Source organism: Mesorhizobium sp. M1338 (assembly GCF_040318045.1).
Taxonomy (GTDB): domain Bacteria; phylum Pseudomonadota; class Alphaproteobacteria; order Rhizobiales; family Rhizobiaceae; genus Mesorhizobium.
Map to the genome: position 1 here is coordinate 64,567 of NZ_JAMYLL010000030.1, position 7,910 is coordinate 72,476.

Annotated in this window: 8 protein-coding genes; 6 read left to right on the plus strand and 2 right to left on the minus strand. The window is 63.3% G+C overall.

The window, feature by feature from the left end; genetic code table 11:
* Positions 1-55: 55 nt before the first annotated feature.
* Positions 56-406 carry a DUF952 domain-containing protein gene (locus NKH19_RS22855; RefSeq protein ID WP_352871393.1) on the plus strand — a complete coding sequence of 117 codons (351 nt, stop codon included), beginning with the start codon at positions 56-58 and terminating at the stop codon, positions 404-406.
* Positions 403-1,482 carry a quinone-dependent dihydroorotate dehydrogenase gene (locus tag NKH19_RS22860; RefSeq protein ID WP_352871394.1) on the plus strand — a complete coding sequence of 360 codons (1,080 nt, stop codon included), beginning with the start codon at positions 403-405 and terminating at the stop codon, positions 1,480-1,482. Before NKH19_RS22855 ends, NKH19_RS22860 begins: the two co-directional genes overlap by 4 nt.
* On the opposite strand, the gene NKH19_RS22865 is transcribed toward NKH19_RS22860, so the two are convergent.
* Positions 1,475-2,833 carry an MATE family efflux transporter gene (locus NKH19_RS22865; RefSeq protein ID WP_352982827.1) on the minus strand — a complete coding sequence of 453 codons (1,359 nt, stop codon included), beginning with the start codon at positions 2,831-2,833 and terminating at the stop codon, positions 1,475-1,477. The two genes, NKH19_RS22860 and NKH19_RS22865, sit on opposite strands and share 8 nt — an antisense overlap.
* Positions 2,834-2,965: 132 nt before the next feature.
* Here NKH19_RS22865 and NKH19_RS22870 point away from each other — a divergent pair, with 132 nt between their 5' ends.
* A complete protein-coding gene (locus tag NKH19_RS22870; RefSeq protein ID WP_352871396.1) occupies positions 2,966-3,868 on the plus strand; it encodes a histone deacetylase family protein in 903 nt (300 codons plus the stop codon).
* Between the two features lie 58 nt (positions 3,869-3,926).
* Here the strand turns inward: NKH19_RS22870 and NKH19_RS22875 are convergent, their stop codons facing one another.
* Positions 3,927-4,190, minus strand: coding sequence for a DUF6460 domain-containing protein (locus tag NKH19_RS22875; RefSeq protein WP_352630096.1), 264 nt, complete (start codon positions 4,188-4,190; stop codon positions 3,927-3,929).
* 271 nt (positions 4,191-4,461) lie between these two features.
* Here NKH19_RS22875 and NKH19_RS22880 point away from each other — a divergent pair, with 271 nt between their 5' ends.
* The 3 genes from NKH19_RS22880 (at position 4,462) to NKH19_RS22890 (ending at position 7,432) form a co-directional block, all read left to right on the plus strand.
* Positions 4,462-5,451 (plus strand): glycosyltransferase family 2 protein, encoded by a 990-nt coding sequence (locus NKH19_RS22880; protein ID WP_352871406.1) that lies wholly within the window; start codon positions 4,462-4,464, stop codon positions 5,449-5,451.
* A 74-nt stretch (positions 5,452-5,525) separates the two neighbouring features.
* Positions 5,526-5,945, plus strand: a complete 420-nt coding sequence (locus tag NKH19_RS22885; protein ID WP_352871397.1) for a GtrA family protein — start codon at positions 5,526-5,528, stop codon at positions 5,943-5,945.
* Positions 5,942-7,432 (plus strand): hypothetical protein, encoded by a 1,491-nt coding sequence (locus NKH19_RS22890; RefSeq protein ID WP_352871399.1) that lies wholly within the window; start codon positions 5,942-5,944, stop codon positions 7,430-7,432. Before NKH19_RS22885 ends, NKH19_RS22890 begins: the two co-directional genes overlap by 4 nt.
* The last annotated feature ends 478 nt before the right edge of the window (positions 7,433-7,910 follow it).

Here is a 7,910-nt window from a genome sequence, read left to right on the forward strand (position 1 = left end):
GGAAGACCCTTGGCGTGGTCTTTCCCGCGTGGCTGGTTCGGACTATAGCGCAAGCATGTCTCAGATTATCTACAAGATAACCCCGCAGGCGCCTTGGCGCGAGGCCGAAACAAATGGCCGCTTCACCGGCGCGCCGATCGATGTCGCCGACGGCTTCATCCATTTCTCCACGGCGGCCCAGGTCAGGGAAACGGCGGCAAGGCACTTTGCCGGCCAGACCGACCTTCTGCTGGTCGCCATCGACGGCGCCAGCCTGGGTGCTGCTTTGAAATACGAGGTTTCACGCGGCGGCGCGCTGTTTCCGCACCTTTATGGTCCGCTCGACCTCAAGGCCGTGCTGTGGGTGCGACCGCTGCCGATTGGCGCCGATGGCGTGCATCGGTTTCCGGCATTGGAGGCCGAATGAGCGTGCTCGACGGGCTCGGCCAGAAGCTGCTGTTCGCCTTCGATCCGGAAACCGCGCATGGCCTGTCGATCGCGGCGCTGCGATGCGGTCTGCCGGTGGCCGGGCGCCCGTTGCGCGACGACAGGCTGAAGGTGACGGTCTGCGGCCTCGAGTTTCCGAATCCGCTCGGCATGGCCGCGGGCTACGACAAGAACGCCGAAGTGCCCGACGCGCTTCTAGGCCTGGGTTTCGGCTTTGCCGAGGTTGGTACGATTACGCCGCTGCCGCAGGCCGGCAACCCGAAGCCGCGCATCTTCCGCCTGACGGCCGACGATGCGGTGATCAACCGGCTGGGCTTCAACAATGAAGGCCACGCGGCCGCCGAAAAACGCCTTGCCGCGCGCAAGGGGCGTGGCGGCATCGTCGGCGTCAATATCGGCGCCAACAAGGACAGCACCGACCGCATCGGTGACTATGAGCGCGGCGTTGTCCGGTTTGCGCAATACGCCAGCTATCTCACCGTCAACATCTCGTCGCCCAACACGCCGGGCCTGCGCAACATGCAGGCGCGCGAGCAGCTTGGCGAACTTTTGTCGCGTGTCATGGCCGCGCGCGCCACCGCAACAGCCCAGCCGCCGGTCTTCCTGAAGATCGCGCCGGATCTGGTCGAGGCCGAGCTGGAAGACATCGCCGCCGAGGTCACCGAGAAGCGGATCGACGGCGTCATCGTCTCCAACACCACCATCTCCCGGCCGGCACTGCGCAGCGGCAACGCCGCGCGCGAGACCGGCGGACTCTCCGGCAAGCCATTGTTCGATCGCTCGACCATCGTTCTGGCCAGGATGCGCAAGCTGCTTGGCCCAGACCGCGCCATCGTTGGCGTCGGCGGCGTCGATTCCACCGACACGGCACTGGAAAAGATCCGCGCGGGTGCCGATCTCGTCCAGCTCTACACCAGCATGATCTATGCCGGACCGGCATTGCCGGGCCGCATTGTCGCCGGGATGGTGCGCTTTGCCGACACGGAACGGCTCGGATCCATTCGCGAGTTGCGCGACAGCCATCTCGATCGATGGGCAATGAGGCCGCTCAGCTGAAGGCTGTCCGCATTCGCAGCCGCAGGATGGTCAGCAGGCTGAAGCCGCGCGCGAGCAGGAAGACGTGCAACGCCGCCCAAAGTCCATTGTTGCCGAAGGCCGGCGCAAGGGTCAGCAGCGCGGCCGCGAAAACGAGAAACGACAGCAGCATCATGTTGCGCATGTCGCGCGACCAGGTCGCGCCAATGAAGACGCCATCCATCTGGAACGCCAGCACACCGCTCAGCGCGGTAAAGGCTGCCCACGGCAGGTAGATGTCGGCCACCGAACGGACTTCCTGCGACGTCGTCACGAGGGCAACCAGACTGGCGCCACCAGACAGCAGCACCAGCGTCGCGGCCCCCGCCAGTCCGAAACCCCAGAACAAGGTCAGCCGCACGGCCTGCCGGAAGGGCGCAGCGGCACGCGCGCCGACGGCACGGCCGGCCAGCTGTTCGGCGGCGGTGGCGAAGCCGTCGAGGAAGTAGCCGGCGACGAGAAAGAAGTTCATCAGGACGGCGTTGGCGGCCAGCGTCACTGTGCCGAACTGCGCGCCCTGGCGGGTGAACAGCGCGAAGGCGGCGAGCAGCGAGAACGAGCGGATCATGATGTCGCGGTTGAGCGACAGCATGCGCACAAAGGCAGCCATGTCGAGCAGGCGATGGCGCGGCAGGGATGGCGTCGCCCGGAACCGCCTGACAATGATCGCGAGACCAAGCAGCATGGCAAGGAATTCACCGGCGACAGTCGCCCAAGCGACGCCGGCGACGCCCCAGCCGAGCTTCAGGCCAAGCAGGAAGCAGAGCGTGATATTGATGCCGTTCAGCACCAATTGCAGCATCAAACCGAGTCCGCCCTCGCCGCGTCCCAGCACATAGCCAAGGATGGCATAATTGATCAGCGAGAAGGGTGCGGCGAGCAGCCTGATCCTGATGTAGACGCCCATCGCCTCGCTGACGCGCGGTTCGGCGCCCATGAATTTCTGCCCAACGATGGCGACCAGCGGCGCAAGTGCCGCGAGCACGATGCCGGCGACGACCGCGATCAACACGGCGCGCCAGAACACCGCCTGTCCCTCCAGCGCATCGCCGCGCCCGAACGCCTGGGCGACGAGACCGGTGGTGCCGGAGCGCAGGAAATTGAAGGTGGTGAAGACGACGTCGAAGACCAGTGCGCCGGCTGCCAGCCCGCCGAGCAAGGCGGCATCGCCGAACTGACCGACGACAGCCGTGTCGACCAGACCGAGCATCGGCGTCGTCAGATAGGCAAGCGTCATCGGCACGGCGATGGCGAGCACGGACCGGTTGGTGACGACAAAAGATCCGAGACCAATTGAGGATCTGGCGTCGGCTGGATTGGCACCTTTGTCCAAGGATTGCTGCCTTGCTGATTGCGGCTTGATCGAACCGCCGGTGTGCCCCATTTTCCCGGCATCGCGCAATCACTCTTGCCGCGAGGGCCAACCGAATTTCCCGGTCTGGCGCGAGCCCGCCGGATCCAGTTCATGCCCCTGCAGATCGTCCATCACCCCGACTACGACGCCGGCTTCGCGGTCAACCATCGCTTTCCGATGAGCAAATACCCGCTGCTGATGGACGCCTTGCATGCACGCGGACTGGCCGGGCCCAACGCGCTCAACACCGCGGAACCCGCGCCGGCATCATGGCTGAGACTTGCCCATGCGGCGGACTATGTCGACCAGGTCATCAGTTGCTCCGTGCCGGAAAAGATCGAACGCGAGATCGGTTTCCCGGTGACTCCGCGTGTCTCGTTGCGCGCACGGCTTGCCACCGGCGGCACGGTGCTGGCGGCGCGGCTGGCCCTGCGCCACGGCATCGCCTGCAACACCGCCGGCGGCAGCCATCATGCGCGGCGCGCGCAAGGCGCGGGCTTCTGCACCTTCAACGATGTCGCCGTCGCCGCGCTGGTCCTGCTCGCCGAAGGCTCGGCACGGAACATACTGGTCGTCGATCTCGACGTGCATCAGGGCGACGGCACGGCGGATATCCTCGCGGACGATCCGCGCGTGTTCACCTTTTCCATGCATGGCGATCGCAACTACCCGGTGCGCAAGGTCGCCTCCGACCTCGATGTCGCGCTGCCCGATGGCACGGGTGACGCCGCTTACATGGAAAGGCTCGCCGCCATCCTGCCGGAACTGTCCGCCCAGGCGCATTGGGACGTCGTGTTCTACAATGCCGGCGTCGATGTCCATGCCGGGGATCGGCTTGGCCGGCTCTCGTTATCGGACGACGGCCTGCGCGCCCGCGACGACATGGTGATCCGCCACTTTCGCGCGCGGGGCATTCCGGTCTGCGGCGTCATCGGTGGTGGGTACTCCACGGACGTGCCCGTACTCGCGTCGCGCCACGCCATCCTGTTCGAGGTGGCCTCGGGCTACGCCTGATAGTCCTTCTTAAGCATGACTTGTCCGAAAACCGGTTCCCACTTTTCGGGATCATGCTCTACTTCCGGTAGTTGGCAAGCCTCAGCAGGATGAAGGCCGGCACGACGATCGCCGCGCCGAGCAGGATGTAGCCCAGGAAGCGGTCGATGGCGTGGAAGCCCAGATTCCACAGGTCGATGAAGAACTTCTGGATGCCGTAGAACACATCCATCGGCGACCAGCCGAAGGCATTCATGACAAGGCCGACCAGGAACGACACGACTAGCAGTTTCAGGATCACCTTGAGCGGCGAGTCGCCGAGAAAGCGCGTCAGTGCGGACAAGGGCCGTCTCCAAATAGAGGTACCACAGACTCGAAGGTGTCGGCCCAGACATACGCACTTGGCTGGTCGGCTTCAAGCCGGCGGTTTTGCGGGATGCCGAACACCTCCACCATGGCGTGGCCGCAAGCAGTGCCAAGGTGCATGGCAGACCGCGGCCGCGGCCGATCCCGCTGGCTTATCTGTTTTCTAACCAATTGCCGCTATTCCCAATCGAATAGCGGGAGCAAGGCTTTTGGTGGAGACGGAAAAAAACACCGCGCGACGCGCCGTCATGCTGTCGGTGGTTATCCCATGCTACAATGAGGTGGCCGGGCTAGCCGAACTGCATCGGCGGGTAACGGCCGCATGCCTGGAACAAGGTTCTTCCTACGAGATCGTCCTTGTCATCGACGGCGCGACCGACGGTACGCGCGAGGCTATTTTCCAGCTGGCCGAAAAGGACGACCATGTCGTTGCCATCGACCTTGCCCGCAATTACGGCCACCAGATCGCATTGAGCGCGGGGCTCGAGTTCTGTCGCGGCCAGCGCATTCTCATTCTCGATGCCGACCTGCAGGATCCGCCTGAATTGCTCGGCGCGATGATGACGAAGATGAACGAAGGTTTCGATGTCGTTTACGGCCAGAGGCTGACGCGCGACGGCGAAAGCTGGTTCAAGCTCGCTTCCGCCTCGATGTTCTATCGCCTGCTGCGCTGGATGGTCGACGTCGATATAGCCCCGAATACCGGCGATTTCCGGCTGATGAACCGCCGCGCGCTCGACCATCTGAACGCGATGCCCGAACGCTACAGGTTCATTCGCGGCATGGTGAGCTGGATCGGGCTGAAACAGGCGGCTTTCCCCTATGAACGGCACCGTCGCGTTGCCGGCACCACCCACTATCCCCTGAGGAAAATGGTTCTTCTGGCGGTCGACGCGATGACCAGCTTCTCGATCGTGCCCTTGCGGTTTGCCTCGCTGCTCGGAATGATGTTCGGGCTTCTGGGGCTGGTCGTGCTCGGCTACACCCTGTTCGAATGGTCGGTCGGAAACGTGTTGCCCGGCTGGACTAGCCTTGCCGCGATCATGCTGATCCTCGGCAGCGTCCAGCTTATGGTGCTGGGCATCTTCGGCGAGTATCTCGGGCGCATGTACATGGAGACAAAGCGGCGGCCGCTCTACTTCGTCAACGAGATCGTTTCCCGCAGCCAGGCAGCCGAGGACGGGAAATTGCCCGTCCATCGCCTGCAGGAAATGGCAAAGAGGGCGGCAGGTGCTTGAGGCGGAGTTCGACCGGGCGCAGCGGGAACGGCATGGGCAGGATGCGATCGGCTCTTCCGTCTAATTTCTCGCGGATGCTGCGATTTAGTGCCGTCGGGCTCCTCAACACGGCGCTCGGATATACGCTCATCCTGGCCGGGCTGGCGCTCGGCTTCGGCGATATCGCCTCCAACGCGACGGGCTATGCCGCCGGCCTCATCATCGGTTTCTTCCTCAACCGCCAATGGACATTCAGCCGTGCCGGCGGCTTTCGCCCTGGCGCGATCGTGCGATACGCGATCACCTTCCTTGTCGCCTACGGTGCAAACCTGGGGATCGTGGTCACCGCCATGTCTGCCGGCTACATCGAAAACCCGTTTGTCCATCTGGCGGGAAACTGCCTTTACTCGGTCATCTTCTATGTCGGCTCGGCCCGTTTCGTGTTCGTCGGCGGCGCGGATGATCCAGATCCCTTGACCGGAAAGAACGCGAAATGGCCTGGAGCCGCGACATGAACCAGACCAAAGCAATCTTGCTGGCCACGCCGTCACTCGAGGACGCACAGCGGAACAGGCTGATCTTTTGCCTGCTCACGGCCGGGGCGATGGCGGCGGCACTGGCCACCCAGGCCGGTTCCACCCTGCAGGATCCCGACAGTTGGTGGCAAGTGAAGGTCGGGCTGGATTTCCTGGCAAACCGGACATTTCCGACGGTCGACCCTTATTCCCACAGTTTTGCCGGCCAGCCGTGGATTGCCAAGGAATGGCTGGGGCAGGTCCTGCTGGCTCTTGCTTACCGGGCAGGAGGCTGGAACGGGGTGGTCACGCTGATCATCGCGTCGATATCCCTGACGGTTTTCCTGATGGGGTGGTTTCTCAGCGCATGGCTGAAGCCGATCCTGGCGATTACGCTGGCCTTCGCCGCGGTGTTCCTGATCAACCCGATCTTCACGGCGCGTCCGCATGTCCTCACCTTCCCGATCATCGTCATCTGGACTGCGGTGCTCTTTGGTGCGGCAAGGGAAGAACGGGCGCCGCCCTGGTGGTCGCTTGTGCTGGTCGTGTTGTGGGCGAACCTGCACGCCACCTTCACCTTGAGCTTTGTCATCGCGGCTTTCGCCGGTCTCGATCTGCTGGCGCGCACGGGCCTCTCGAAACCCGCGCTGCTGGGAAAATGGCTGGCGTTCGGCTTGCTTTGCCCGCTGGTCAGCCTGATGCATCCCTACGGCGTGAAAGCCATCCTGGCCACGCTCACCGTCGCCTACGGCAATGAGGCGGTGCCGCTGATCATGGAATGGAAGGCGTTCGCCCAGCCGGATAGCCCCGTCCAGGAAGCCGCGATGCTGCTGGCGCTTTTCGGGCTTCTGGTGTCACGGTTACGAATTGGCTGGGCCAAGGCGTTGTTCGTCGTCTTCACCTTGCATGTCTATCTCGCCCATGTGCGTTTCATGTATCTGTTCTTCCTGCTGGTTCCCCTGGTGATCGCGGTCGAGGTCGCACAGCAATATCCTTCGCTCTCAGCCACCGCTTGGCTGGCGGGAAAGCGCGACGGACTGGAAAAGTTCCTCGCCAGGCGGTTCGACGCGATCTGCGGTGCGGCGGCCGTCCTAACGATCGGCGGGATCGTCCTGCTCGGCAGTGTCTATCAGGTCGCGCCGAGCCCGAAGACGTCGGCCAGCGGGGCGCTGGCCTTCGCCGAAAACCATCATCTGTCCGGCAACGTGATGAATTCCTACAATTTCGGCGGCACGCTGATTTTCCACGGGATCAAGACCTATATCGATGGACGGACGGACCAGCTGTTCCTGGGCGGTTTCACAAGAGCCGATGACGAAACGGGAAACAGCGACGGCAAGCCGCTCCTCGAAGCCCGGCTGAAGAAATACGAGATAGGCTGGGCACTGCTGTCGACCGGCGACAGCCGCATCCCCTTCTTCGACCAACTGGGCTGGAAGCGTGCCTATGCGGACGACTACGCGGTGATCTACCTGCCCGGCGTTTGATCCTGCCGCGTATCGGCGCGAACCGGCTTCGCCAGCATTCGAACCTTGGCATCCGGCTTGACTCTCATTTGCAGTGCAAATTGCACCACAGGGGCAGGCCTGTGAGATCGACGAGCCGGGATTCTTCGCACGAGCGGGACATCGCCGTATGGACGGCGTATCGGGCTCCGCCCGACCTCACTTAACGCGGCTGGCTGTTCGTACGCCGATGCCGGCACCAGGCAGTTTCTCTACTTCGACTATGGTCATTTCTCTTCCGCCGGCGCGACGCTGGCCATCTCGAAATACTGGCCGAGTTTTGCCGCAAGCAACAAGGTCGCTAAGGCAAAACAGCAACTCACGGCCGCAGGTACGCAGTGATCCGCGCACGCCCGCGTCGTGCGAGAACGGACCCAGGGGAATCGGGTGAGTTAATTATCGTGAGATGACGCTTACGAGGAATTCGTCGTCCCACGCCGCCACTTTTCGTTTCAATCGC

Coding starts and splice junctions, on each gene's coding strand:
- NKH19_RS22880 (WP_352871406.1), top strand. CDS start 4,462: ATGCTGTCGGTGGTTATCCCATGCTACAATGAGGTGGCCGGGCTAGCC.
- NKH19_RS22890 (WP_352871399.1), top strand. CDS start 5,942: ATGAACCAGACCAAAGCAATCTTGCTGGCCACGCCGTCACTCGAGGAC.
- NKH19_RS22860 (WP_352871394.1), top strand. CDS start 403: ATGAGCGTGCTCGACGGGCTCGGCCAGAAGCTGCTGTTCGCCTTCGAT.
- NKH19_RS22885 (WP_352871397.1), top strand. CDS start 5,526: ATGCTGCGATTTAGTGCCGTCGGGCTCCTCAACACGGCGCTCGGATAT.
- NKH19_RS22855 (WP_352871393.1), top strand. CDS start 56: ATGTCTCAGATTATCTACAAGATAACCCCGCAGGCGCCTTGGCGCGAG.
- NKH19_RS22870 (WP_352871396.1), top strand. CDS start 2,966: ATGCCCCTGCAGATCGTCCATCACCCCGACTACGACGCCGGCTTCGCG.